Below are 24586 nucleotides of genomic sequence, written 5' to 3'. Positions count from 1 at the left end.
CTGCTCGCGGTGGCCTGGTGACGCAGCCGCCAAGAGAGCAGTCGGTTCGGTACACAGGTACCTCAGGCGTGACCCGGCTCCGGGACAGGGCCGGTCGGTCATCACCGTTCACTCGGGCGTGTGCGCGCCGCGAGCGACGGCCCCGGGCGTGTGCGCAGTGCCCTGACAGGCGCTGACAGCCCGGCAACACCCGCATCCAGCACCTCTGTTCACGCACCGGTGCGCCACGGCCCGGGCCCTCGGCAGGGCTTCCCCGGCGCACCCGGTCGCGCTTTTCAGTCGTCACCCTCTTCTCTGGAGTCCCGCGATGGCCACTCCCCTGTCCCACACCTCTCAGCCCTCCCTCCGCACGATCGCCGTGGTCGGTCTCGGCACCATGGGCGCCGGCATCGCCGAAGTCCTCGCCAAGGCGGGCCGCGAGGTGATCGGCATCGACGTCGACGAGACCCAGACGGCGCGTTGTGTCGCCGCCCTGGAGTCCGCCACCGCCCGCGCCGTCGAACGCGGCCGGCTGACCGAGCGGGAGCGCGCCGACGCCCTGGCCCGCCTCCGCACCTCCACCGACCTGCGCGACGCGGCCGACGCCGACCTGGTCATCGAGGTGGCGCCGGAGTCGTACGAGGTCAAGCAGCAGATCTTCCGGGAGCTGGACGGGATCGTGCGGCCCGAGACGATCCTCGCCACCGGCACCAACGCGCTGTCCGTCACCCGCCTCGCCGCCGACTCCGCCCGACCCGAGCGCGTCCTCGGCCTGCACTTCTTCAACCCCGCCCCGGCGATGAAGCTCGTCGAGGTCGTCTCCTCCGTGCTGACCGCGCCGGCCGCCGTCACCGCCGTCACCGACCTCGCCCTGGACCTGGGCAAGGAGCCCGTCGCGGTCGGCGACCGCCCCGGCTTCGTCGCCGACGGGCTGCTGTTCGGCTACCTCAACCAGGCTGCCGCGATGTACGAGGCGCGGTACGCCTCCCGTGAGGACATCGACGCCGCGATGCGGCTGGGCTGCGGTCTGCCGATGGGCCCGCTCGCCCTGCTGGACCTGATCGGCGTCGACACCGCGCGCACGGTCCTGGAGGCCATGTACGCCGCCTCCCACGACCGGCTGCACGCCCCCGCGCCCATCCTCAAGCAGCTCAGCGAGGCCGGTCTGACCGGCCGCAAGGCGGGCCGCGGCTTCTACACCTACGAGGCCCCGGGCAGCGCGACCGTCGTCGCCGACGCCCTCACGCCGGTGACCGGCGGCACCGGGACCCCCGGCCGTGCGGTGCGCTCCGTCGGCGTCGCCGGGTCCGGCACGATGGCCTCCGGCATCGCCGAGGTGTTCGCCAAGGCGGGCTTCGACGTCGTCCTCGCCGCCCGCAGCGAGGAGAAGGCGCAGGTCGCCAAGGCGCGGATCGGCAAGTCGCTGTCCCGTTCCGTCGACAAGGGCAGGATGACGGCCGAGGCCGCCGCACAGACCCTGGAGCGCGTCACCACGGCCGGTTCCTACGACGCCTTCGCCGACGTCGACCTGGCGGTCGAGGCGATCGCCGAGGACCTGGAGATCAAGCGGCAGCTGTTCGCGACGCTGGACAAGGTGTGCAGGCCGGGCGCCGTCCTCGCCACGACCACGTCGTCGCTGCCGGTGGTCGCGCTGGCCCGCGCCACCTCGCGTCCGCAGGACGTGATCGGCATGCACTTCTTCAACCCCGCGCCGGCGATGAAGCTGGTCGAGGTGGTCCGCACGGTGCTGACCGGCGAGGACGTCCACGCCACGGTCCACGAGGTGTGCGGCCGGATCAGGAAGCACGCCGTGGACTGCGGCGACCGGGCCGGGTTCATCGTGAACGCCCTGCTGTTCCCGTACCTCAACAACGCGATCAAGATGGTCCAGGAGCACTACGCGACCCTGGACGACATCGACGCCGCGATGAAGCTGGGCGGCGGCTACCCGATGGGCCCGTTCGAACTGCTCGACGTGGTCGGTCTGGACGTCTCCCTGGCCATCGAGAAGGTGCTGCACCGCGAGTTCCGCGACCCGGGGCTGGCCCCGGCGCCGCTGCTGGAGCACCTGGTGGCCGCGGGCTGCCTCGGCCGCAAGACCGGCCGCGGCTTCCGCGAACATGCCCGCCGCTGACGGCGCCGGGGACCGGCCGCGGGCCGGAGAGGACTGGGGCGGGCTGCTGGACCCGGCGGCCCCCCTCCCGCCCGCCCCGGCCTGGGCGGGGGGAGCCCGCCGGCCTCGCGGACCGGCGCACCGAGCTGCGCACATGCAGTACGTTCAGGGCATGCCCCAGCCCGCCAAGTCCTCACGTACCTCAGCTCCGACCGAAGTGTCGGACAGCCCCGCGGGCAGCCGCGCGGCGGCCCAGCGGCTCAAGATGCGCCGGGAACTCGCGGCCGCGGCGATGGAGTTGTTCGCGACGAAGGGGTACGAGGCGACCACCGTCGACGAGATCGCGGCCCGGGCCGGCGTCGCCCGCCGGACGTTCTTCCGCCACTTCCGCTCCAAGGAAGAGGCGATCTTCCCGGACCACGACGACACCCTGATCCGCGCCGAGGCGGTGCTGAACGCGGCGCCCGCGCACGAGCATCCGCTGGACACGGTGTGCCGGGGCATCAAGGAGGTCATGAAGATGTACGCGGCGCGGCCGGAGATCTCGGTCGCCCGCTACAAGCTCACCCGCGAGGTGCCCACCCTGCGCGAGGCGGAGATCGCCTCGGTGGCCCGCTACGAGCGCCTCTTCACCCGCTACCTCCTCGGGCACTTCGACGAGCACGCGCACGACGACGCCGCCAACGACGACCCGCTGCTGGCGGAGGTGGCCGCGTCGGCCGTGGTCACCGCGCACAACCACGTGCTGCGGCGCTGGCTGAGAGCCGGCGGCCAGGGCGAGGTGGAGGCGCAGCTCGACCACGCCTTCGCCATCGTCCGCAAGACGTTCGGGACGGGCATCGGGGCCGGGCGTGTGGGCGCCGCGGCCGGCGCCTCGGCCCCGGCGGCGGTGTCCGCGCACGGTGAGGTGCTGGTGACGGTGGCGCGGACGGACGCGCCGCTGGACGAGGTGATGCGGACCATCGAGCAGGCGCTCAAGGAGCGCTGAACAGCCCTCACGAGCCCTTCGGCACTGTGATGACGGCCACCCGACCGGGTGGCCGTTTTGGCATGTCAGAGGCCGTTTTCCCGCGGATTCACGAGCCCGTTCGATCGATCATCGCTCATTTGTGACGTAAAGATTTCAGCTGAGTGGAAGTTCTGGCACTCAGTGCCTTGCGGGGTGACACGCGGTGTCATACGTTGAAGGAGTCCGGGCGGCCGGCGTGCAGAGACCTTTCGTACGTCGGCTGTCCCCGCAAGCCCACGGTTTGCGCGCCCGGACGCCTGCGTCACAGGCAACCTCCCGCGCCACAAAGCGCTGCCGAACAGCACCACCGAGCCGAACCGACGGCACACACCCATCCCTCAGCAGCACCGACGTAACCATCGGCGCCCCTCCCTCAGGGCGCTCACCGCCGGAGGCAACACCGTGACCGTGAAGGACATCCTGGCCGCGATCCAGTCGCCCGACTCCACGTCGGCGGACTTCGCCGCCCTGCAGCTCCCCGAGTCGTACCGCGCGATCACCGTGCACAAGGACGAGACCGAGATGTTCGCGGGCCTCGAGACCCGCGACAAGGACCCGCGCAAGTCGATCCACCTCGACGAGGTGCCGCTGCCGGAGCTCGGCCCCGGCGAGGCCCTGGTGGCCGTCATGGCCTCCTCGGTCAACTACAACTCCGTGTGGACGTCGATCTTCGAACCGCTGTCGACGTTCGGCTTCCTGGAGCGCTACGGCCGCACCAACGAGCTGGCCAAGCGCCACGACCTGCCGTACCACATCATCGGCTCCGACCTCGCGGGCGTCGTCCTGCGCACCGGCCCCGGCGTCAACGCCTGGAAGCCCGGCGACGAGGTCGTCGCACACTGCCTCTCCGTGGAGCTGGAGTCCTCGGACGGCCACAACGACACGATGCTCGACCCCGAGCAGCGCATCTGGGGCTTCGAGACCAACTTCGGCGGCCTCGCGGAGATCGCGCTCGTCAAGTCCAACCAGCTGATGCCCAAGCCGGACCACCTCAGCTGGGAGGAGGCCGCCGCCCCGGGCCTGGTCAACTCCACCGCCTACCGCCAGCTGGTCTCCCGCAACGGCGCCGGCATGAAGCAGGGCGACAACGTCCTGATCTGGGGCGCGAGCGGCGGCCTCGGCAGCTACGCCACCCAGTTCGCGCTGGCCGGCGGCGCCAACCCGATCTGCGTCGTCTCCAGCGAGCAGAAGGCCGACATCTGCCGGTCCATGGGCGCCGACGCGATCATCGACCGCAACGCCGAGGGCTACAAGTTCTGGAAGGACGAGCAGACCCAGGACCCCAAGGAGTGGAAGCGCTTCGGCAAGCGCATCCGCGAGCTCACCGGCGGCGAGGACATCGACATCGTCTTCGAGCACCCCGGCCGCGAGACCTTCGGCGCGAGTGTCTTCGTCACCCGCAAGGGCGGCACCATCACCACCTGCGCCTCGACCTCGGGCTACATGCACGAGTACGACAACCGCTACCTGTGGATGTCCCTGAAGCGGATCATCGGCTCGCACTTCGCCAACTACCGCGAGGCCTGGGAGGCCAACCGGCTGATCGCCAAGGGCAAGATCCACCCGACGCTGTCGAAGGTGTACTCCCTCGAGGACACCGGCCAGGCGGCCTACGACGTGCACCGCAACCTCCACCAGGGCAAGGTCGGCGTGCTCGCGCTGGCCCCCGAGGAGGGCCTGGGCGTGCGCGACCACGAGAAGCGCGCCAAGCACATCGACGCCATCAACCGCTTCCGGAACATCTGAGGTCGTCCATGAGTGAGCGTCAGAAGGACCGGCCGTGGCTCATGCGCACGTACGCCGGTCACTCCACGGCCGAGGCGTCCAACGAGCTGTACCGGCGCAACCTCGCCAAGGGTCAGACGGGTCTGTCGGTCGCCTTCGACCTGCCGACCCAGACCGGCTACGACTCCGACCACATCCTCGCCCGCGGCGAGGTCGGCCGGGTCGGCGTGCCGGTCGCGCACCTCGGTGACATGCGCCGGCTGTTCCAGGACATCCCCCTGGAGCAGATGAACACCTCGATGACGATCAACGCCACGGCCATGTGGCTGCTGGCGCTCTACCAGGTCGTCGCCGAGGAGCAGGGTGCGGACATCACCCGGCTCCAGGGCACGACCCAGAACGACATCGTCAAGGAGTACCTGTCCCGGGGGACCCATGTGTTCCCCCCGGGGCCGAGCCTCCGGCTGACGACGGACATGATCGCGTACACGGTCTCCCACATGCCGAAGTGGAACCCGATCAACATCTGCAGCTACCACCTGCAGGAGGCCGGGGCCACGCCGGTCCAGGAGATCGCGTACGCGATGTCCACCGCCGTCGCCGTCCTGGACGCCGTGCGCGACAGCGGCCAGGTGCCGCAGGAGCGCATGGGCGACGTCGTCGGGCGGATCTCGTTCTTCGTCAACGCGGGCGTCCGCTTCGTCGAGGAGATGTGCAAGATGCGCGCCTTCGGCCGCATCTGGGACAAGATCACGCTGGAGCGGTACGGCATCCAGGACCCCAAGCACCGCCGCTTCCGCTACGGCGTCCAGGTCAACTCCCTCGGTCTGACCGAGGCGCAGCCGGAGAACAACGTCCAGCGGATCGTGCTGGAGATGCTGGCGGTGACGCTGTCCAAGGACGCCCGCGCGCGTGCCGTGCAGCTGCCCGCCTGGAACGAGGCGCTGGGGCTGCCCCGGCCCTGGGACCAGCAGTGGTCGCTGCGCATCCAGCAGGTGCTGGCGCACGAGAGCGACCTGCTGGAGTACGAGGACATCTTCGAGGGCTCGCACGTCGTCGAGGCGAAGGTGGCGAAGCTGGTCGAGGAGTCCCTCGCGGAGATCGAGCGGATCCAGGAGATGGGCGGCGCGATGGCCGCCGTCGAGTCGGGCTACCTCAAGTCGCAGCTCGTCTCCTCGCACGCCGAGCGCCGGGCCCGGATCGAGTCGGGCCAGGAGAAGATCGTCGGCGTCAACATCTTCGAGACGACCGAGCCGAACCCGCTGACCGCCGATCTGGACACCGCTATCCAGACGGTCGACCCCGCGGTCGAGGCCCGGGTCATCGCCTCGCTGCGGAACTGGCGCGACACCCGCTACCAGCCCCCCTTCAACCACCCGCGCCCGTGCAAGGCGCTGGAGAAGCTGAAGGAGGCCGCCAAGGGCACCGCCAACCTCATGGAGGCCACCCTGGAGTGCGCCCGCGCCGGCGTCACCACCGGCGAGTGGGCCGGGGCCCTGCGCGAGGTGTTCGGGGAGTTCCGGGCCCCGACCGGGGTCTCCTCGGCGCCGGTCGCCGTCCCCGCCGAGGAGGGCTCGGCCCTGTCCGAGGTGCGCCGCAAGGTCGACGTCACGGCCAAGGACCTGGGCGTGGGCAAGCTGCGCTTCCTGGTCGGCAAACCGGGCCTGGACGGCCACTCCAACGGCGCCGAGCAGATCGCCGTGCGCGCCCGCGACGCCGGCTTCGAGGTCGTCTACCAGGGCATCCGGCTCACCCCGGAGCAGATCGTGGACGCGGCCCTCGCAGAGGACGTGCACGCGGTCGGCCTGTCCATCCTGTCCGGCTCGCACGCCCAGCTGGTCCCTGACGTACTCGAACGGCTGCGTGTGGCCGGTGCCACAGACATCCCCGTGATCGCCGGTGGCATCATCCCGAACGGGGACGCCGAGCAGCTCCGGGCAGCCGGAGTGGCCGCGGTGTTCACCCCGAAGGACTTCGACATCACCGGAATCATCGGCCGCATCGTCGACGAGATCCGGAAAGCGAACAAGCTCGACCCACTGGAGGTCCCCGCATGACCACCGTCAACCGCCTTCGCCCCCGGCGTTCGTGTCTGGCCGTACCGGGCTCGAACCCCCGCTTCCTGGAGAAGGCGCAGGGCCTCCCGGCGGACCAGGTCTTCCTCGACCTGGAGGACGCGTGCGCGCCGCTCGCCAAGCCCGAGGCGCGGCACACCATCGTCAAGTTCCTCAACGAGGGTGACTGGACGGGCAAGACGAGGGTCGTGCGGGTCAACGACTGGACGACCGAGTGGACGTACCGTGACGTCGTCACCGTCGTCGAGGGCGCCGGCCAGAACCTCGACTGCATCATGCTGCCGAAGGTGCAGTCGGCCCAGCAGGTCGTCGCCCTGGACCTGCTGCTGACGCAGATCGAGAAGACGATGGGCTTCGAGGTCGGCAAGATCGGCATCGAGGCGCAGATCGAGAACGCGCAGGGCCTGAACAACGTCAACGAGATCGCGACGGCGTCCCAGCGCGTCGAGACGATCATCTTCGGCCCGGCCGACTTCATGGCCTCCATCAACATGAAGTCGCTGGTCGTGGGCGAGCAGCCGCCCGGCTACCCGGCGGACGCCTACCACTACATCCTGATGAAGATCCTGATGGCGGCCCGCGCCAACAACCTCCAGGCGATCGACGGCCCCTACCTCCAGATCCGCAACATCGACGGCTACCGCGAGGTCGCCCAGCGCGCCGCCGCGCTCGGCTTCGACGGCAAGTGGGTGCTGCACCCGGGTCAGGTCGAGGCCTCCAACGAGATCTTCTCGCCGTCGCAGGAGGACTACGACCACGCCGAGCTGATCCTGGACGCGTACGACTACTACACGTCCGAGGCGGGCGGCAAGAAGGGCTCGGCGATGCTCGGCGACGAGATGATCGACGAGGCCAGCCGCAAGATGGCGCTCGTCATCTCCGGCAAGGGCCGCGCGGCCGGCATGCAGCGCACCAGCAAGTTCGAGATCCCGGAGGCCTGAGCGCCATGCAGTTCGGACGCACCTACGAGGAGTTCGAGGTCGGGGCGACGTACAAGCACTGGCCGGGCAAGACGGTCACGGAGTACGACGACCACCTGTTCTGTCTCCTCACGATGAACCACCACCCGCTCCACATGGACGTCAACTACGCCGAGAACACGACGGACTTCGGCAAGAACGTGGTGGTCGGCAACTACATCTACTCGCTGCTGCTCGGCATGTCCGTCCCGGACATCTCCGGCAAGGCGATCGCCAACCTGGAGATCGAGTCGCTCAAGCACGTGGCGCCGACCTTCCACGGCGACACGATCTACGGTCAGACGACCGTGCTCGACAAGTGGCCCTCGAAGTCGAAGAACGACCGCGGGATCGTGCACGTCGAGACCAAGGGCTACAAGCAGGACGGCACGCTCGTGTGCGTGTTCCGCCGCAAGGTGATGGTGCCGACCGAGACGTACATCAAGGAGCGCGGCGGCGAGCAGCCGGGCCGCCCGGAACTTCAGGAAGGCTGACCGATGGCCCGCCTCGCCCAGACCGCCGGTCTGACCGACGTCCAGCAGGAGATCCTCTCCACCGTCCGCGACTTCGTGGACAAGGAGATCATCCCCGTCGCCACCGGGCTGGAGCACCGTGACGAGTACCCGCAGCAGATCGTCGACGGCCTGAAGGATCTGGGCCTGTTCGGCCTGATGATCCCCGAGGAGTACGGCGGTCTGGGCGAGTCGCTCCTGACGTACGCGCTGTGCGTCGAGGAGATCGCCCGCGGGTGGATGTCGGTCTCCGGCATCATCAACACCCACTTCATCGTGGCGTACATGCTCAAGCAGCACGGCACGCAGGAGCAGAAGGAGCACTTCCTGCCGAGGATGGCGGCCGGCGACATCCGGGGCGCCTTCTCGATGTCGGAGCCGGGTCTCGGCTCGGACGTGTCGGCGATCACGTCGAAGGCGGTGAAGGACGGCGACGAGTACGTCCTGAACGGCCAGAAGATGTGGCTGACGAACGGCGGGACCTCCTCGCTCGTGGCCGTTCTGGTCCGAAGTGACGAAGGACACTCCCCTTCGGAGACAGCCACCGCGCCCCACAAGTCCATGACCACCTTCCTCGTCGAGAAGGAACCCGGCTTCGGGGAGGTCCGCCCCGGCCTCACCATCCCGGGCAAGATCGACAAGATGGGCTACAAGGGCGTCGACACCACCGAGCTCATCATGGACGGCCTGCGGATTCCCGCCGACCGGGTGCTCGGCGGCGTCACCGGACGAGGCTTCTACCAGATGATGGACGGCGTGGAGGTCGGGCGGGTCAACGTCGCCGCCCGTGGCTGCGGCGTCGCACAGCGTGCGTTCGAACTCGGCGTCGCGTACGCCCAGCAGCGGCACACCTTCGGCAAGCCGATCGCCCAGCACCAGGCCATTCAGTTCAAGCTGGCCGAGATGGCTACCAAGGTCGAGGCCGCGCATGCCATGATGGTGAACGCGGCACGCAAAAAGGATTCCGGAGAACGAAACGACCTCGAGGCCGGGATGGCGAAGTATCTCGCCTCCGAGTACTGCAAGGAGGTCGTGGAGGACGCCTTCCGGATCCACGGCGGCTACGGCTTCTCCAAGGAGTACGAGATCGAGCGCCTCTACCGTGAGGCTCCGATGCTGCTGATCGGTGAAGGTACCGCCGAGATCCAGAAAATGATCATCGGCCGCAGGCTGCTCGAGGAGTACCGGTTCCAGGGCTAGATGTCACGGTTGGGGGTGTTTTCTTCGAGAAGAAGATCACACCCCGTCAACCCGCTCCGGCCGCCGACTCGGCTTCTTGACTTACCCAGTTGCGGCCTCGAACCGCTACCATCGCGGTAAGCCGCCGTCCCCCTGTCGAAGCGCGGCGTCATCCGCTACGAAGGTCATCCATGCCCCACAGCCAAACCTCTGCACCTCGCGACAGCCTGGTCGGCGTACGCCTTGCGCGTGGAGCATCGCCGTGGCTTCTCCCGACCGTCGCCACCGCAGCCGTCAGCCTGCTCCGCGCCCGCCGCTCCGGCGCCGCGAAGGCCGTCGCCGTTCCCGCCACCGCTCTGGCGGCGGGCATGCTGTGGTTCTTCCGGGACCCCGAGCGCGAGATCGCTCAGGGCCGGGTCATCTCCCCCGCCGACGGTGTGGTGCAGAGCATCATGCCGTGGAAGGACGGGCGCACCCGGGTCGCGATCTTCATGAGCCCGCTCAACGTCCACGTCAACCGCGCCCCGCTGTCGGGCACGGTGACGTCGGTCGAGCACATCCCGGGCGGGTTCGTGCCGGCGTTCAACAAGGAGAGCGAGAACAACGAGCGCGTTGTCTGGCACTTCGACACCGAGCTCGGTGACATCGAGATGATCCAGATCGCCGGCGCCGTCGCCCGCCGCATCGTCCCCTACATCCCTGAGGGCACGAAGGTCGAGCAGGGCGAGCGCATCGGTCTGATCCGCTTCGGCTCGCGCGTCGACATCTACCTGCCCGAGGGCGTGGAGGTCGCGGTCGAGGTCGGGCAGAAGACCGTGGCGGGGGTGACTCGCATTGACCGTGATTGACCCACAGACCCAGGCAGGCTGGGTGCCGGAGGCCGACGAGGCGGACGACGAAGAGGAGATGCCCCTCTCTCTGCGGCTGTCGATAGCGGACACCCTCACCCTCGGCAACGCCACGTGCGGCTTCATGGCGGTGTACTTCACCACCACCGGCATCCTGATCCCGCACCTCACCGGCAGCCAGGAGACCGGCATGGCCCGCCACAGCGCGGCCACCGCGGTCATCCTCATGCTCTGCGCGGCGGTGTTCGACCTCTTCGACGGACTGGTCGCCCGCAAGCTGCGCTCCTCGCCCATGGGCGCGGAGCTGGACAACCTCTCCGACCTGATCAGCTTCGGCCTCGCGCCGGCGTACTTCGTCCTCGTCTACGGCATGGTCGCCAACGACGCTCACCAGCGGGTGGCGGCGGTCGGCGCGATCATGGTGCTGCTGGCGGTGGTGCTCAGGCTCGCCAGGTTCTCCTGTGTGACGGTGAAGGACGGCACCTTCCAGGGCATGCCCTCGCCGTTCGGCGCGCTGACGGTCGTCTCCATCGTGCTGCTGGAGCTGCCCTTCGAGGCCACGCTCCTCGCCATCCTGGGCACCGCCTGGCTGATGGTGAGCCGGGTGGAGTACCCGAAGCCGCGGGGTCGCCTCGCAGGCGCGATGCTCTCCTGGATCGTGCTGTCGATGGGGCTCCTCGCCGCGTGGGCCTTCGACGCCCCGGGCGGCCAGCTGCTCCTCCAGGCCGGCTGCGCGCTGCAGCTGGTGATGGGGGCGGTGATCCCCCTGTTCGCCACGGCACGGCGGGTGAACAACTTCCGCGGCAACCGCCGCGAGGCTCGTGCGGCGCAGCTGCCGTAACGCTCCGCTTGAGGGCCCCGGACCCGGGTGGGGTCCGGGGCCCTTCGCGTTCCCCGCACCCGGCACCGGCGTGACCGCTTGCTGGGGGCTCCGCCCCCAGACCCCCGGCCTATGCCCACCCACCACCCGACTCGGTTGGGAGAAGGGTGAGCACAACCAGCCGGTCCGGCGTTTGAGGACGAGGCCCGTTCAGGGCCGAAGCGGGGGGCTGGGGGCGGCAGCCCCCGGGACGGGAGGAACCCCCCGCTCAGGACAGGAAGTCGTGGCCGATCCGCTCCGCGGTCCGCTCCAGGATGGCGCCGGCCTCGGCGATGCAGCGGGCCACGTCCGGCTCGGCCTCGGTCAGCGCGTACACCCGCCGGATCCCCGCCCGCCCCAACGCCTCGGGCGGCAACGTCACCCGCCCGCACACCGCGACCACGTCCTTCCCCGCCGCCCGCGCCGCCGCCGCGACCCCCGCCGGCGCCTTCCCGTGCAGGGTCTGCTCGTCCAGCGACCCCTCCCCCGTGACGACCAGCTGCGCCCACTCCAGCGCCGGCGCGAAGCCCAGCACCTCCAGCATCACCTCGATCCCGGCCCGGAACCGCGCACCGAGCAGCAGCGCGCCGTACCCGATCCCGCCCGCGGCCCCGGCGCCCGGCGCGACCGCGTACTGCGCGGCCTTCGGCCCGGCCGCCGCCTCCAGCACCTTCGCGTATCGCGCGAGCGCCGCGTCCAGCGCGGCCACATCGTCCGGGGAGGCGCCCTTCTGCGGCCCGTACACGGCCGGCGCGCCCTTCGGCCCGGTCAGCGGGTTGTCGACGTCACTGGCGAGGATCAGCTCGACCGAGTCCAGCCGGGGATCGAGGCCCGAGAGGTCGGCGCGCGCGATGTCCGCGAGGCCGCCGCCGCCCGGGGCGACCGGCTCGCCGTGCGCGTCGAGGAGACGCGCGCCGAGCGCGGACAGCATGCCCGCGCCGCCGTCCGTGGTGGCGCTGCCGCCGACCCCGAACACGATCGTCCGCACGCCCGCGTCCAGCGCGGCGCGCAGCAGCTCCCCGGAGCCGTACGTGGAGGCGGTGAGCGGGGCGAGCACACCGGCCGGGAGGCGTTGCAGTCCGCTCGCCTCGGCCATCTCCACCACCGCGGTCTCCCCGCGCACCGCGAAGGCGGCGGTGACCTCGTCGCCGAGCGGGCCGGCGACCCGTACCTCCCGGCGTTCGAACCCGGCCGCGACCGCCGCGGCGACGGTGCCGTCGCCGCCGTCGGCGACCGGCAGGGCCTCGACCTCGACGCCGGGCACGGCCCGGCGCAGCCCCGCCGTCACCCGCTCGGCGACCTCCACGGCCGTCAGCGAGCCCTTGAACTTGTCCGCGGCCACGAGCACCCGCCGGATGCCCTGCCGTGCAGCGTCCGCCACCTTCCCAACCCCTCTCACGCCGCAGCGACCCTATCCGCCCCGCGCCCCCGCCGTCATGCCCCGCGCGAACGGGTACACCACAACCATGACGACCCTCGTGGGCACCGAGACAGAGCTGGCCGGGCGTGTGCTCGGAGGCTGGCTGGGCCGGGTCGCGGGCAACATGCTCGGGAAACCGGTCGAACAGGGCGAGCTGTGGACGCGTGAGCGCATCGACCGCTACCTGCGCCGGGCCGACGCCCTCCCGCTCACCGACTACCTGCCCGAACCGGCCGCCGGGGACGACGGCCCGCCGCTGCGCCCCGAGTGGCGCGACTGCGTGCGCGGCCGGATCCACGGCAGCTGCCGCGACGACGACGTCGACTACGCCATCCTCGGTCTGCACCTGCTGGAGACCCACGGCTTCGGCTTCAGCACGGAGCAGGTCGGCGACCTGTGGCTGCTGCGGCTGCCGTACCGGCAGACGTTCACGGCGGAGCGGGCGGCCTACCGCAACCTCGCCAACGGGCTGAAGCCGCCGCTGACGGCGACGTACGACAACCCGTACCAGGAGTGGATCGGCGCGCTGATCCGCGCCGACGTGTTCGGCTGGACCCGCCCGGGCGATCCGCGCCGCGCCGCCGCGCTGGCCCGGCGGGACGCGGTGCTGTCCCACACCGGCAACGGGGTGTACGGCGCGATGTGGGCGGCGGCTCTGGTCTCCGCGGCGTTCACCGCGCCGACGGTGCGGCACGCGGTGGAGGAGGCGCTGGCCGTGATCCCGGCGAGCAGCCGCCTGTCCCGCGCGGTGCGCCGGGTCGCCTCCCTGCACGAGGCCGGGCTCGGCTGGGAGGACACGCTCACCACGATGGCCGAGGAGACGGCGGGCCTGGGCTGGATCCACACGGTGCCGAACGCGGCCGTCCTCACCGCCGGGCTGCTGTACGGCGACGGCGACTTCACCCGGACCATCGCGCTCACTGTGCGCGGCGGTCTGGACACCGACTCCAACGGGGCGACGGCCGGTTCCGTGGCCGGCGTCCTCACCGGGGCCGACGCCATCCCCGCCCAGTGGACGGACCCGCTGGAGGACACCGTGCGCAGTGCCGTGTTCGGCTTCGACGGGGTGCGGATCAGCGAGCTGGCGGAGCGCACGCTGCGGCTGGTCGGAGCGGACGGGTGACGGGGCGTGACGGGGACCCGCGTCCCGCCGGCGCTGGCTACGCTGCCTCCATGACCGCTGCTGACTACGCCACGTACATCGCCTCCCTGCCCCGTGTCCTGGCCGGTGCGGCCGCCGTCTTCCGCGACGCGGAGGGACGGGTGCTGCTGGTCGAGCCGAACTACCGGGAGGGGTGGGCGCTGCCCGGCGGCACGATCGAGTCCGACGAGGGCGAGACCCCGCGGCAGGGCGCGAACCGGGAGACGCTGGAGGAGATCGGCCTCGACCGCCCTCTCGGGCGGCTCCTCGCGGTGGACTGGGTGCGCGGCGAGCACCGTCCGCCGCTGGTGGCGTACGTGTACGACGGCGGGGTCCTCGAAGAGGAGGACCTCAAGGCGATCCGTCTCCAGGAGGAGGAGCTGCTGTCCTGGCGCATGGTCCCGCGCGAGGAGCTCCACGAGTACCTGCTCGGCGGCCTGGCCCTGCGCGTGGCGGCCGCCCTCGAAGCGCTGGACGCGGGCACGGGCACGGCGGAGCTGGAGAACGGCGTCCGCGTGGGCTGAGCGGCTGACAAGGGCTGAGCCGACGGGGGCTGCGGATGCCGCCGTCGGCTCCCCCGGGTCAGCCGTCGGTCTGCCGCGGCCGGTCGTCGATCTCGCGGAGCGCCTCGTCGCGGGCGGCGGCCCGCGCCTCCGTGCGGTGCCCGCGCTCGATGTAGTCGCGCACGACGAGTTCCACGGCGTCCTGCGGGTTGCCGACCCCCGCGAGCACCATGGCCTCGACGACGAGTTCGGCGTCCAGAGAGACAGTCACCTTCGCCATGGCGGGAAGGTAGCACCTGCCCGCCCCGCAAACCGTTCGCGGGTCGCCGGTGCCTCGTCCTACCCTCGGTGACATGACCAAGCCGCTCGTCGCCGTGCTCAGTGGAGCGGGCATCTCCACGGATTCCGGGATTCCCGACTACCGCGGGCCGCAGGGGCTGTGGCGTCGGGATCCCGAGGCCGAGAAGCTCGTCACCTACGAGTACTACATGGGCGATCCGGAGATCAGGCGGCGGTCCTGGCAGATGCGGCGCAAGAACCGCACCCTGTCGGCCGAGCCGAACGCGGCGCACCGCGCGATCGTCGACCTGGAACGGTCCGGCGTACCGGTACGGGTCATCACCCAGAACGTCGACGGACTCCACCAGATGGCCGGCCTGCCCGCCCGCAAGGTCCTCGAACTGCATGGCTCCGCACGGAGTTTCGTGTGCACCGGGTGCCATGCCCGCGGCCCCATGGAAGAGGCCCTCGCCCGCCTCGACGCCGGCGAGGACGATCCGCCCTGTCGGGAATGCGGCGCCGTCCTGAAGTCGGCCACCGTCATGTTCGGCCAGCGCCTCGACCCGGTCGTCCTCGGCGAGGCCCTTGCCATCGCCAAGGCCTGCCAGGTGTTCATCGCCGTGGGCACCAGCCTCCAGGTCCAGCCCGCCGCCGGCCTGGCAGGCGTCGCCGCCGACCACGGGGCCCGCCTCGTCATCGTCAACGCCGAGCCGACGCCGTACGACGAGCTCGCCGACGAGGTCGTGCGGGAGCCGATCGGGACGGCGTTGCCGAAGCTGCTGCGGGAGCTGGCCGCGGCGGAGCGCCTGCCTCGGTCAGAAGAGGGCTGAGCCGCTTTCGAAGGACAGCAGGCGCCGCTTGCGGTCCAGGCCGCCGCCGTAGCCGGTGAGGCTGCCGTCGGCGCCGACGACGCGGTGGCACGGGACGATGATGCCGACCGGGTTCCTGCCGTTGGCGAGGCCCACCGCGCGGGAGGCCGTGGGCGCGCCGAGGGCGTGGGCGAGGTCGCCGTAGGTGCGGGTCTCGCCGTAGGGGATCTTCCGGAGTTCGGCCCAGACGCCGCGCTGGAACGGCGTGCCGTCCAGGCGCAGCGGGAGGGTGAACTCCTTCAACTCGCCTGCGAAGTAGGCCCGTAGTTGGTCTTCGGCCTCGGCGAAGAGGCGGTCGTCGCGGGCGCCGAAGGAGTCCTGCGCGGGCCGGTGCCGCTGGTCGGTCATGTAGAGGCCGCACAGGACGCCGTCGTCGGCGACGAGCGTGAGGGGGCCGTAGGGGCTGTCGATGACGGTGTGGTGCTTCATGGCGCGTCCGTTCGTCGGGCTGCGTCGGTCTGAACGTGCTCAGACCGGAAGGAAGTTGATCGGGTGGCTGTCCGTCGCCCACAGGTACTGGACCGCGTAGGCCCGCCAGGGCCGCCAGGCCGCCGCCCGCGCGGTGAGCGCCGCCGGGGTGGAGGGCAGGCCCAACTCCCGTGCCGCGCGCCGCACTCCGAGGTCGGTGGGGAGGAACGCGTCGGGGTCGCCGAGGGCGCGCATGCCGATGACGTCCACGGTCCAGGGGCCGAAGCCGGGGAGGGCGAGGAGCCGGGCGCGGGCCTGAGCCCAGTCGCTGTCGACGTCCAAGTGCAGTGTGCCGTCAGCGAGTTGGCTGACGAGATGGGTGAAGGTGGCGCGGCGGGTGCGGGGCATCGCCAGGGACTCGGGGTCGAGGGCGGCGAGCGCCTGAGGGGTGGGGAAGAGGTGGGTGAGTCCGCCCTCCGGGTCCTCGACCGGGTCGCCGTGGGCGGTGACCAGGCGGGCCGCGTGGGTGCGGGCGGCGGCGGTGGACACCTGCTGGCCGAGCACCGCGCGCACGGCGAACTCCGCCTCGTCGACCGTGCGCGGGACGCGGCGGCCCGGAGCCTTGTCCACCAGCGGCGCGAGCAGCGGATCGGCGCGCAGTTGGCCGTCCACGGCGACGGGGTCGGCGTCCAGGTCGAGCAGGCGCCGGCAGCGGCTGATCGCGACGGTGAGGTCGCGCGGGTCGCTGAGGACGAGACGGCAGCCGATGTGGTCGGGGTGCGGGGTGAGCGCCACGATGCCGTGCCCGTGGGGCAGCCGGAGCGTGCGCCGGTACGCCCCCTCGCGCCACTCCTCGACGCCGGGCACGCCGGTCGCCGCGAGGTGGCCGAAGACGTTGTCCGGGTTGAACGGGGCGCGGAACGGCAGCCGCAGCTGGAGGGCGCCGGGGGTGGCCGGGCTCGTCCCGGTCCTCTCGGGCCGGCGGCGGGTGCGCAGTTCGCTCGGGGAGAGGGCGAAGACCTCGCGCACGGTGTCGTTGAAGGTGCGGACGGAGGCGAAGCCGGCGGCGAACGCGACGTCCGCCATGGGCAGTTCGGTGGTCTCGATGAGGAGCCGTGCGGTCTGGGCGCGCTGGGCGCGGGCCAACGCGAGTGGTCCGGCGCCGAGTTCGGCGAGGAGTTGGCGTTCGACCTGGCGGGCGCTGTAGCCGAGGCGGGCGGCGAGACCGGGCACTCCGTCGCGGTCGACGACGCCGTCGGCGATCAGGCGCATGGCGCGGGCGAGGAGGTCGGCGCGCTGGTTCCACTCGGGGGAGCCCGGGCTGGTGTCGGGGCGGCAGCGCTTGCAGGCGCGGAACCCGGCCTGCTGGCAGGCGGCGGCGCTGGGGTGGAAGGTCATGTTCTCCGGTTTGGGCGCCACCACGGGGCAGCTGGGCCGGCAGTAGATGCCGGTGGTCAGGACCGCGGTGAAGAACCAGCCGTCGAACCGCGCGTCCTTGGACCGCACGGCTCGCACACAGCGTTCCCGGTCGGTGTGCATCGCGTTGCGCATGCGTTCAGCATCGGCCACCGGTCCTGCGGGCGCTGGCGAGAATCCGACATCGACCCCGCCCGGCCGGGACCGTCGCCGATCGCCTCACCGTCGCGGACCTCAGGGCGGCGGGGGCGGGGCCGGTGACGCGGGCGGCGGGGAGGCGGGGGGCTTGCTCAGCGAGCCGGGTGCGTTCGGCGAGATGGGTGGGTTCGGCGGGCCCGGTGCGCTGGGCGCCAGGAAGTCGACGACGCTCAGCGCGAAGAGCAGGGCGAGGGCGAGACCGATGACGACCCAGCCGGTCGGGTACGGCCACAGCACGTAGGCCAGCACGGCCGCGCCGGTGAGGATCCAGGTGATCCAGGTGCGGTAGCGGTCGACGAACGGGCCGACGGGTCCGGTGCGCATGCCCGCGTGGTCGGCCGTCGTGCGGACGGCCCCGATGCCGGAGTGCCACAGCCCGCGCACCAAACCGGCCCGGCGGCCGGGCCCGGTCAGCCAGGCGGCGAGGGCGACCACCACGCCGAGGGCGACCACCACGCGCACCCCGGTGCGCAGGAAGCGGGTCAGGGTGTCGTAGACGCTCCCGGCGGCGGCCTGGGACACGTCGGCGGGAAGGGCGTCGAGGTAGACGACGCGGAAGACGGTCAGCGCGATGCCGAGCAGCAGGGTGGCGAGGGCGAAGCACAGGGCGGCGGCGACCAGGGCGCGGCGGCGGCGCGTGGCGAGCAGGACGCCGGCGGCGACCAGCAGGACGGCCACGACGGGCAGCCACACGCCCGCCAGTTGCAGCAGCCGGAAGTAGGTCTTGGCCTTGCCGATCTCCTCGGATCTGAGGACGGTGAAGCTGGTGTGGACCTGGGGGATCTTCTCGGCGACCGTGAGGCCGTCGTCGACCAGGCGCTGCTTGACCTCCTCGACCACGGGGGCGAGGTCGATCGTCACGGTGTCGTTCTCCAGCTTGACGGCTCCGCCGCCGCTGCCGGTGAGGGCCTTGTCCAGGGCGGCGTGCACGCGGCGGTTGGCGTCGGTCCAGATCCGCTGGAAGACGTCGGAGGCGACGACGGCCTGGGTCTTGTCCTGGACGAAGCTGCGGACCGCGTCCTCCAGGGAGTCGCCGAGTTTGCCCAGGGCCTTCTGCAGGAGCGGCCCCTGGTCCTTCGGGGCCACGTCCTGCAGCAGGGCGGGCAGGTCGAGGTGGCTCATGACGGCGTCGGTGACCCGGCCGGCGACGGCCTTCTGGATGTCCTCGTCGGCGGCGAGCGGCTGGACGGTCTGCACATAGCGGTCGGTGTCGCCGACGATGTCGGCGCTCCAGGCGGCGACCACGCCCAGCGGGGCCAGGAGGCAGCCGAGGACGATGAGGATCACCGCGAGGACGGAGCGTGCCCGGTGCCGGGAGGGCCGGGCGGCGGCCCCTTCGGTCTCGCGGGCGCGGTGCCCGCTCTCCAGGGCCGCGATCCGGGCCCGCAGCTCCCGCAGCTCCTCCTGTGCGGCGTCCCCTCTGCCCGAGGGGGCGCCGCCGACGGGCACGTCCGGTGTGTCCGGCATGGCTGAGGCTCCCTCGTCCGTCGGATCGGTCCGCTGGAGATCCAGCACATCGCGGACGACCCCGACCGGCGAGCGAGCCGCACCCTTCCGGGTGAACGGCCCCGCCGTGCCTCAGTGAAGCGCCGGCCTCACATGTTGATCATGTGGCCGGCGAGCCCGTGCACCGCTTCCTTGACCGCCTCCCCGAGCGTCGGGTGGGCGTGGACGTTGCGGGCGACCTCGTGGACGGTGAGGTCCCACTGCTGGGCCAGGGTGAGCTCGGGGAGCAGCTCGGTGACGTCGGGGCCGATGAGGTGGCCGCCGAGGAGTTCGCCGTACCTGGCGTCGCTGATCAGTTTCACGAAGCCGGTGGTGTCGCCGAGGCCGTGGGACTTGCCGTTGGCGGTGAAGGGGAACTTCGCGACCTTCACGTCGTGGCCGAGTTCGCGGGCCTGCGCCTCGGTGTAGCCGAAGCTGGCGATCTGCGGCTGGCAGTAGGTGGCGCGCGGGATCATCGCGTAGTCGAGTTCCATGGTCTCCGCGCCGGCGAGGGTCTCGGCGGCGATGACGCCCATCGCCTCGGCGGTGTGCGCCAGCATCAGCTTGGCGGTGACGTCGCCGATGGCGTAGATGTGCGGGACGGAGGTGCGGCAGCGGCCGTCGACGTCGATCGCGCCGCGCTCGGTGACCGTCACGCCGGTGTTCTCCAGGCCGTACCCGGTGACGTTCGGGGCGAAGCCGATGGCCTGGAGGACCTTGTCGGCCTCCAGGACCTGCTGCGATCCGTCCTTGGCGGTGACCGTGACGCGGACCTGGGGGCCGGACTCGTCGATCGAGTCGACGCGGGTCGAGGTGAGGACGCGGATGCCCAGCTTGCGGTACTGCTTGGCGAGTTCGGCGGAGACCTCTGCGTCCTCCAGCGGGGCGACCCGGTCCAGGAACTCGACGACGGTGACCTCGACGCCGTAGTTGTGCAGGACGTAGGCGAACTCGACGCCGATGGCGCCGGCGCCCGCGATGACGACCGACCGCGGGAGGTCCTCGGCGAGGATCTGCTCCTCGTACGTCACCACGCGGGCGCTGCGCTTGGTGCCGGGCAGGAGTTTGGGGGTGGCGCCGGTGGCGATGACGCAGTGTTCGAAGCCGAGGGTGCGGGTGGTGCCCTCGTAGTCGGTGACCTGGAGGGTGTGGGGGTCGAGGAAGACGCCGCGGCCGTCGAACTCGGTGATCTTGTTCTTCTTCATCAGGTAGTGGACGCCCTTGACCCGGCCGTCGGCGACCTTGCGGCTGCGGCGGAAGGCCTCCCCGTAGTCGAAGGAGACCTCACCTTCGACCTTGATGCCGAAGGTCTTCGCCTCGCGCGTGAAGATGTGCGCGAGTTCGGCGTTGCGCAGCAGCGCCTTGGTGGGGATGCAGCCCACGTTCAGGCAGACGCCGCCCCAGTACTTCTCCTCGACGACGGCGACCCGTTTGCCCAGCTGGGCGGCCCGCACCGCCGCGACGTAGCCGCCGGGACCGGCGCCGAGGACCACGACGTCGAAGCGTTCGTCCAGCTCGACCATGGGAGCTTTCCCTTTCGTGAGGTGGGCACGGCCGCCGGGTGCCGGCCGTGCCCGTGACGTGGAGCCGGTGGGATGCTACTCGGTGGTCGCCGTGGGCCTGCGGGAGGTCTGTGTGGCATCGGTGGTGCGGTTCAGGGGGCGCAGCCGATAGGTGTACGAGTAGTCGCGGTCGGCGAAGAGCTTGTACTCGTCGTGGGTGTGGGCGCCCCAGCTGTTGTCGCCGCCGACTCCCATCTGGCGGTGGTTCAGGCGCAGGACGACCTCCTTGCGCGGGGTGAGCTGGAAGTCGTGGCGGGCGCCCACCGAGAGGTCCTCGGGGGTGAAGTGGGAGGCGTTGACCTCCAGGAGCGGTTCGCCGGAGACGAGCAGGCCGGCGCCGTCGCGGTCGGTGAGGGCGATCCAGCGGACGTCGGTCTTGTTGCCGTTCTCCTGCGGGCGCAGGTAGGGGGTCCACTGTCCGGTGACGGTGCCCGAGTACAGGCCGACGTCGGTGGCGTCGTTGCGGTCCCAGTGGTTCTCCTCGGGGCCGCGGCCGTAGTAGTGGATCCGCTCCAGGCGGTCCGGGAGGAACAGCAGGGTGCCGACCTCGGGGATGTACGGCAGGGAGGCCGCCCCCGGGTGCAGGGTGTTGTCGACCTTGATCTCGCCGTTGCCGAACACGGTGTAGGTGGTGGTGTACGTCGATCGCGTCGTCGTCGGCAGGGTGCCGGCGACCTTGATCTCGACGGCCCGGTCGCGCAGCGCCCGCACGCTGACGCCGGTCACCTCGCGCCGTGCGCCGGCGTCGCGCCAGGTCTGGTTGCGGGTGTGCTGGCCGTTGCCCCGGTCGTTGTCGGTGGGGGCGCGCCAGAAGTTGGGGACCGGCCCGGAGGTGATGAGCTTCTCGCCGCCGGCCCGGTACCTCGTGATGACGCCGGCCTTCTTGTCGACGGTGAGCGAGAAGTCCTCGCCGGTGACGGTGACCGACGTCTCGTCCTCCCGGAAGCGGAGCGCCGGGACGCTGTCCAGCGGCACGGGCGTGACGGCGGGGCTGCCGGCGTCGACGGCGAGCTGTTGCCGGGCCACCTCGAAGCCGGCCTTCGCCCACTTCGTGTCCTCCCGGGTGGTGAAGGACAGGTTCAGGAAGTACTCGGCGCCCGGGGCGGGGGCGGCCGGCAGGGTGAAGGGCACGGTGACGTGGCTGCTCGACAGCGGCGGGACGTCCAGCTGGTCGCGGCTCAGCTTCCCCTGCTGGACCGCCTTGCCGTCGCAGACGAGTTCCCAACTCCCGTCGAACTCGCGGAGGTCGGTGAAGAGGTACTCGTTGGTGAGGGTGACCGGCGCTCCCTGGGCGAGCCGCCCGCCGGCCGCCGGCGCCACGCCGACCGCCTGGTAGATCCGCTTGACCTCGGCGGACTTGCCGGTGAGTCCGCGGTCGGCGGTGACGATGCCGTCGCCGGAGAAGGCTCCGTCGTTGGGGTTGTCGCCCCAGTCGCCGCCGTAGGCGTAGAACGTCTTGTCGCGGGACCGCTTCTCGGTGAGCCCGACGGTGGCGGCGTCGAACCAGAAGCGCACTCCGTCGTCGCCGGGGCCGCGGCTCTCGGAGGCCAGTTCGGCGGCGCTGAGCGGGCGGGCGTAGACGCGGGCCCGCCGGACGGTGCCGCTGAACTCGCGGGTGGGGTTGTCGACGTCGGTGGCCAGGGAGAGCGAGGCGGTGTTGTTGTCGGGCCTGCGGGTGGTGCTGCGGGTGGCCCGGGCCACGCCGTCGACGTGGAGGGTGACGGTGCCCGCGGTCGCGTCGAAGACGCCCGCGACGTGGTGTTCGCGGCCGGTCCAGTCGTCGGGGAGCGCCCAGCTCGCGGTGACCCACTGGCCGCCGCCGTGGATGAAGAACTCCAGGGTCCGGTTGGTCTGCTTCAGCGCGTACTGGGTGTCGCCCTTGGCGATGATCGGCTGGTGGTAGCCGGTCACGTGCGGGGTGATCCAGGCTTCCAGGGTGAGGGACCCGGTGAGGTCGAGGCCGGCGTCACGGGCGAAGACGGTGCCGCCGGAAACGCCCTTGTCCCGGCTGAAGGAGCCGCTGGGCGCGATGACCTCGCCGCGCAGCGCGGCGGGGCCCGACTCGGTGAGCAGCTTGCGGTGCGGGGCGGGCCAGCTGAGGGCCTGGTCTACGAAGTCCCAGATCCAGCCGCCCTGGAGCACGGGGTAGCGGCGGACGAGGTCCCAGTACTTCTTGAAGTTGCCGCTGGAGTTACCCATGGCGTGGGAGTACTCGATCATGACGTAGGGCCGGGTGTCCGAGGTGTCCTTGGCCCGTGCCTCGACGCGGGAGGGGCTGTCGTACATCTCGGAGCGGATGTCGCTGATCCCGGGGCGGTCGTCGCCCTCGTACTGGATGACGCGGGTGGTGTCGTAGGAGCTGATCCAGTCGTGCATGGCGTTGAAGGTGGTGCCGCCGCCCGCCTCGTTGCCGAGCGACCAGATGACGACCGAGGCGTGGTTCTTGTCGCGGTGGACCATGTTCTGGGCGCGGGCCACGCAGGCGGCGGTCCACTCGGGGTGGTTGCCGGGGTACTCGCCGCGGATGCCGTGGGTCTCGAGGTTGGTCTCGTCCACGAGGTACAGGCCGTACTCGTCGGCGAGTTCGAGCCAGACGGGGTTGTTGGGGTAGTGCGAGGTGCGCACGGAGTTGATGTTCAGCCGCTTGATGATCTCGATGTCCTGGACCATGTCGGCGCGGGTGAGGGCCGAGCCGCGGACCGGGTGCATCTCGTGCCGGTTGGTGCCCCGGAGGGAGACGGGTCGGCCGTTGATGCGCATCAGCCCGTCCCGGAGCGCGAACTCCCGCAGGCCGACCCGGTGGGACAGGGTCTCGATCACCTGGCCCGCCGGGTCGCGCAGTTGGAGCACCGCGGTGTACAGCTCGGGGTGTTCGGCGGACCACAGACGCGGCGCGGGCACGGCCTTCGCGGCCTGTACGGTGCTCTCCCCGCCGGCGCCGAGCGTGACGCTCTGCTGCAACGGCCGGGGCCACACCGGGTGTCCGCCCGCGTCGTACAGCTGGGTCTCCACCGAGTAGCGGCCGGCGCCCTGGCCTCCGTAGTCCCGCACGCTCGCGGTGACCGACAGTTCGGCGGCGCGGTAGTCGTCGCTGAGCGGGGTGTCCAGCCGGAAGTCCCGCAGGTGCACGGCGGGTGTGGAGTAGAGGTAGACCGAGCGGAAGATGCCGCTCAGCCGGATCATGTCCTGGTCCTCCAGCCAGTCGCCGTCGGAGTAGCGGTAGACCTCGACCGCGATCTGGTTGGACCCCGGCTTGAGGTGCTCGGTGATGTCGTACTCGGCGGGGTCGTAGGAGTCCTCGTGGTAGCCGACCAACTCCCCGTTGATCCATACGTAGTGGGCGGACTTGACGCCTTCGAAGTGGAGGAAGGTGCGTCGTCCCGTCGTCCAGTCGCGGGGGACGTTGAACGTGCGGCGGTACTGGCCGACGGGGTTGTACAGGGTGGGGGCGGCCGGCGGCTGCGCCTCCTCGCCCAGGCCGTTGGGGCCCCACCACGGGTAGGTGATGTTGATGTAGATCGGGCGGTCGTAGCCGTGCAGTTGCCAGGCGGAGGGGACGGGGATGGAGTCCCAGTCCCGGTCGTCGAGGTCGGTGCGGAAGAAGTCGGCGTCCCGGTCGTCGGGGCTGTCGGAGCAGGCGAACCGCCATGTGCCGTCGAGGCTGATCCGGTGGGGGGAGTCGGTGCGGTCGGCGGCCAGCGCCTGGGGGACGGTGGCGTACGGCATGAGCGTGGTGTGCGGGGGCTCGGCGCCGAGGCGGAAGACGTCGATGTGCCCGTTCCACTCGGGGGTCGCGGCGGCGCCGGGGGCCGTTTCCGCGGCCGCGGCCGGGTGGCCGACGGCCGGCCCGGACAGGGCGAACGCGCCCAGGACGGCGGCGGACCCTTCGAGGAGACGACGGCGGCTGACGACGGCCCGCTGGGGGCGGTTCTGCCGGTCCATGGACGACACGTGCGGCTGCGACATGACCATGACCTTCCACGGGACGAACCGTGCGGCTGCACGGGACGAGGGTGCGTCAGATCTTGTCCGTTAGTGTTGAAAAAA

At 71.2% G+C, this 24586-nt stretch carries 19 protein-coding genes; 12 read left to right on the top strand and 7 right to left on the bottom strand.

From position 1 onward, the window contains the following. The first annotated feature begins 307 nt into the window (after positions 1 to 307). The 9 genes from ACFYXA_RS02630 to pssA all read left to right on the top strand — a co-directional run bounded on the left by ACFYXA_RS02630 (position 308) and on the right by pssA (position 11240). Positions 308 to 2113, top strand: coding sequence for a 3-hydroxybutyryl-CoA dehydrogenase (locus ACFYXA_RS02630; protein ID WP_352249845.1), 1806 nt, complete (start codon positions 308 to 310; stop codon positions 2111 to 2113). A 133-nt stretch (positions 2114 to 2246) separates the two neighbouring features. After that, on the top strand, positions 2247 to 3080 hold the full coding sequence (locus ACFYXA_RS02625) for a TetR family transcriptional regulator (protein ID WP_389027609.1): 834 nt from the start codon (positions 2247 to 2249) through the stop codon (positions 3078 to 3080). Between the two features lie 423 nt (positions 3081 to 3503). Next, the gene (gene ccrA, locus ACFYXA_RS02620) at positions 3504 to 4847 is read left to right on the top strand and encodes a crotonyl-CoA carboxylase/reductase (RefSeq protein WP_130437795.1); all 1344 of its coding nucleotides are present in this window, start codon (positions 3504 to 3506) and stop codon (positions 4845 to 4847) included. 8 nt (positions 4848 to 4855) lie between these two features. Then, a complete protein-coding gene (locus ACFYXA_RS02615) occupies positions 4856 to 6883 on the top strand; it encodes a protein meaA (protein WP_352249841.1) in 2028 nt (675 codons plus the stop codon). After that, complete coding sequence (locus ACFYXA_RS02610; RefSeq protein ID WP_351092838.1) at positions 6880 to 7842, top strand: CoA ester lyase; 963 nt, start codon at positions 6880 to 6882, stop codon at positions 7840 to 7842. The genes ACFYXA_RS02615 and ACFYXA_RS02610 overlap by 4 nt, the downstream gene beginning before the upstream one ends. Before the next feature lie 5 nt (positions 7843 to 7847). Next, positions 7848 to 8354: a MaoC family dehydratase gene (locus tag ACFYXA_RS02605; RefSeq protein WP_130437798.1), complete on the top strand. Its 507-nt coding sequence runs from the start codon at positions 7848 to 7850 to the stop codon at positions 8352 to 8354. 3 nt (positions 8355 to 8357) lie between these two features. Further along, positions 8358 to 9572 (top strand): acyl-CoA dehydrogenase family protein, encoded by a 1215-nt coding sequence (locus ACFYXA_RS02600; protein WP_352249838.1) that lies wholly within the window; start codon positions 8358 to 8360, stop codon positions 9570 to 9572. Between the two features lie 170 nt (positions 9573 to 9742). Further along, positions 9743 to 10399, top strand: coding sequence for a phosphatidylserine decarboxylase (locus ACFYXA_RS02595; protein WP_130437800.1), 657 nt, complete (start codon positions 9743 to 9745; stop codon positions 10397 to 10399). 22 nt (positions 10400 to 10421) lie between these two features. Then, complete coding sequence (pssA, locus tag ACFYXA_RS02590; RefSeq protein WP_130438297.1) at positions 10422 to 11240, top strand: CDP-diacylglycerol--serine O-phosphatidyltransferase; 819 nt, start codon at positions 10422 to 10424, stop codon at positions 11238 to 11240. 247 nt (positions 11241 to 11487) lie between these two features. Here pssA and ACFYXA_RS02585 read toward each other — a convergent pair whose 3' ends face one another. Continuing rightward, complete coding sequence (locus ACFYXA_RS02585) at positions 11488 to 12606, bottom strand: glycerate kinase (protein ID WP_389029018.1); 1119 nt, start codon at positions 12604 to 12606, stop codon at positions 11488 to 11490. Between the two features lie 118 nt (positions 12607 to 12724). On the opposite strand from ACFYXA_RS02585, the gene ACFYXA_RS02580 reads away from it, so the two are divergent. Both ACFYXA_RS02580 and ACFYXA_RS02575 read left to right on the top strand, forming a co-directional pair. After that, positions 12725 to 13801, top strand: coding sequence for an ADP-ribosylglycohydrolase family protein (locus tag ACFYXA_RS02580; RefSeq protein WP_351092834.1), 1077 nt, complete (start codon positions 12725 to 12727; stop codon positions 13799 to 13801). A gap of 50 nt (positions 13802 to 13851) precedes the next feature. Next, a complete protein-coding gene (locus ACFYXA_RS02575; protein ID WP_352249835.1) occupies positions 13852 to 14343 on the top strand; it encodes an NUDIX hydrolase in 492 nt (163 codons plus the stop codon). Positions 14344 to 14401: 58 nt separating this feature from the next. Here the strand turns inward: ACFYXA_RS02575 and ACFYXA_RS02570 are convergent, their stop codons facing one another. Beyond that, the gene (locus ACFYXA_RS02570; protein WP_352249833.1) at positions 14402 to 14602 is read right to left on the bottom strand and encodes a type II toxin-antitoxin system VapB family antitoxin; all 201 of its coding nucleotides are present in this window, start codon (positions 14600 to 14602) and stop codon (positions 14402 to 14404) included. 73 nt (positions 14603 to 14675) lie between these two features. On the opposite strand from ACFYXA_RS02570, the gene ACFYXA_RS02565 reads away from it, so the two are divergent. Beyond that, the gene (locus ACFYXA_RS02565) at positions 14676 to 15431 is read left to right on the top strand and encodes an NAD-dependent deacetylase (protein WP_389027603.1); all 756 of its coding nucleotides are present in this window, start codon (positions 14676 to 14678) and stop codon (positions 15429 to 15431) included. On the opposite strand, the gene ACFYXA_RS02560 is transcribed toward ACFYXA_RS02565, so the two are convergent. The 5 genes from ACFYXA_RS02560 to ACFYXA_RS02540 all read right to left on the bottom strand — a co-directional run bounded on the left by ACFYXA_RS02560 (position 15417) and on the right by ACFYXA_RS02540 (position 24505). Further along, positions 15417 to 15899, bottom strand: coding sequence for a methylated-DNA--[protein]-cysteine S-methyltransferase (locus ACFYXA_RS02560; protein WP_352249829.1), 483 nt, complete (start codon positions 15897 to 15899; stop codon positions 15417 to 15419). The genes ACFYXA_RS02565 and ACFYXA_RS02560 overlap by 15 nt on opposite strands. A gap of 39 nt (positions 15900 to 15938) precedes the next feature. Further along, complete coding sequence (locus ACFYXA_RS02555; RefSeq protein WP_389027601.1) at positions 15939 to 17429, bottom strand: AlkA N-terminal domain-containing protein; 1491 nt, start codon at positions 17427 to 17429, stop codon at positions 15939 to 15941. Positions 17430 to 17528: 99 nt separating this feature from the next. Next, the gene (locus ACFYXA_RS02550) at positions 17529 to 18959 is read right to left on the bottom strand and encodes a hypothetical protein (RefSeq protein WP_389027599.1); all 1431 of its coding nucleotides are present in this window, start codon (positions 18957 to 18959) and stop codon (positions 17529 to 17531) included. 128 nt (positions 18960 to 19087) lie between these two features. Next, positions 19088 to 20500, bottom strand: a complete 1413-nt coding sequence (gene lpdA, locus ACFYXA_RS02545; RefSeq protein ID WP_389027596.1) for a dihydrolipoyl dehydrogenase — start codon at positions 20498 to 20500, stop codon at positions 19088 to 19090. Between the two features lie 75 nt (positions 20501 to 20575). Then, positions 20576 to 24505: a glycoside hydrolase family 2 TIM barrel-domain containing protein gene (locus tag ACFYXA_RS02540; RefSeq protein ID WP_389027594.1), complete on the bottom strand. Its 3930-nt coding sequence runs from the start codon at positions 24503 to 24505 to the stop codon at positions 20576 to 20578. Positions 24506 to 24586: the final 81 nt, after the last annotated feature.

This window comes from Streptomyces sp. NPDC002566 (genome assembly GCF_042889585.1).
GTDB lineage: Bacteria > Actinomycetota > Actinomycetes > Streptomycetales > Streptomycetaceae > Streptomyces.
The sequence above is the reverse complement of the archived record's forward strand: the minus strand, read 5'-3'. Positions and strand labels throughout refer to the sequence as shown.

What these genes read in the sequence shown, in the direction of transcription:
- ACFYXA_RS02565 (WP_389027603.1), top strand. Translation starts at nt 14,676, where the DNA reads ATGACCAAGCCGCTCGTCGCCGTGCTCAGTGGAGCGGGCATCTCCACG.
- ACFYXA_RS02570 (WP_352249833.1), bottom strand. Translation starts at nt 14,602, where the DNA reads ATGGCGAAGGTGACTGTCTCTCTGGACGCCGAACTCGTCGTCGAGGCC.
- ACFYXA_RS02550 (WP_389027599.1), bottom strand. Translation starts at nt 18,959, where the DNA reads ATGCCGGACACACCGGACGTGCCCGTCGGCGGCGCCCCCTCGGGCAGA.
- ACFYXA_RS02615 (WP_352249841.1), top strand. Translation starts at nt 4,856, where the DNA reads ATGAGTGAGCGTCAGAAGGACCGGCCGTGGCTCATGCGCACGTACGCC.
- ACFYXA_RS02540 (WP_389027594.1), bottom strand. Translation starts at nt 24,505, where the DNA reads ATGTCGCAGCCGCACGTGTCGTCCATGGACCGGCAGAACCGCCCCCAG.
- ACFYXA_RS02600 (WP_352249838.1), top strand. Translation starts at nt 8,358, where the DNA reads ATGGCCCGCCTCGCCCAGACCGCCGGTCTGACCGACGTCCAGCAGGAG.
- ACFYXA_RS02580 (WP_351092834.1), top strand. Translation starts at nt 12,725, where the DNA reads ATGACGACCCTCGTGGGCACCGAGACAGAGCTGGCCGGGCGTGTGCTC.
- ACFYXA_RS02560 (WP_352249829.1), bottom strand. Translation starts at nt 15,899, where the DNA reads ATGAAGCACCACACCGTCATCGACAGCCCCTACGGCCCCCTCACGCTC.
- lpdA (WP_389027596.1), bottom strand. Translation starts at nt 20,500, where the DNA reads ATGGTCGAGCTGGACGAACGCTTCGACGTCGTGGTCCTCGGCGCCGGT.
- ACFYXA_RS02575 (WP_352249835.1), top strand. Translation starts at nt 13,852, where the DNA reads ATGACCGCTGCTGACTACGCCACGTACATCGCCTCCCTGCCCCGTGTC.
- ACFYXA_RS02555 (WP_389027601.1), bottom strand. Translation starts at nt 17,429, where the DNA reads ATGCGCAACGCGATGCACACCGACCGGGAACGCTGTGTGCGAGCCGTG.
- ACFYXA_RS02610 (WP_351092838.1), top strand. Translation starts at nt 6,880, where the DNA reads ATGACCACCGTCAACCGCCTTCGCCCCCGGCGTTCGTGTCTGGCCGTA.
- ACFYXA_RS02605 (WP_130437798.1), top strand. Translation starts at nt 7,848, where the DNA reads ATGCAGTTCGGACGCACCTACGAGGAGTTCGAGGTCGGGGCGACGTAC.
- ACFYXA_RS02625 (WP_389027609.1), top strand. Translation starts at nt 2,247, where the DNA reads ATGCAGTACGTTCAGGGCATGCCCCAGCCCGCCAAGTCCTCACGTACC.
- ACFYXA_RS02595 (WP_130437800.1), top strand. Translation starts at nt 9,743, where the DNA reads ATGCCCCACAGCCAAACCTCTGCACCTCGCGACAGCCTGGTCGGCGTA.
- ACFYXA_RS02630 (WP_352249845.1), top strand. Translation starts at nt 308, where the DNA reads ATGGCCACTCCCCTGTCCCACACCTCTCAGCCCTCCCTCCGCACGATC.